The organism is Corynebacterium glyciniphilum AJ 3170, assembly GCF_007673095.1.
Lineage (GTDB): Bacteria > Actinomycetota > Actinomycetes > Mycobacteriales > Mycobacteriaceae > Corynebacterium.
Window position 1 is genome coordinate 1 of the sequence record NZ_VDYZ01000076.1, and the last position, 392, is coordinate 392.

Genomic DNA, 392 nt, shown 5'->3' on the forward strand with positions numbered 1-392 from the left:
CCACCTCCACCCCTCTTTCCACCTCAACCTCAACCCAACCTACTTCGCTACCCTCCCCCCACTCCCTCACTTCCCCACCCAACCCCCCACCCACAACCCCCTCACCCACCATCCCCCATCCCACCACCCTCCCCTCACCAACCACCTCAACTACATCCCTAACTCCCTCAACCCCCTCCTCCACCCCTTTATCACCCCACCCCACCTTCTCTTCCCCATCCTCCCAACACCCCTCCTCCCCACAAATCAAACCCAAACCCTTTTCCCCCTTCAACCATTTCACACTGCCCTTCATCATACCATCTTCCCTTCTTCACTCTCACTCTCCCGATCCTTCCCTCCACTCCCTTCACCCAATCTTCCTTCAGCAATCACTTCCCCTCCTAAACACA

Annotated in this window: 1 pseudogene; it reads right to left on the minus strand. The window is 57.4% G+C overall.

Annotated features, from left to right (window positions below):
• Positions 1-298: pseudogene (locus FS507_RS17795) on the minus strand (hypothetical protein); the annotation flags it as partial.
• Positions 299-392: the final 94 nt, after the last annotated feature.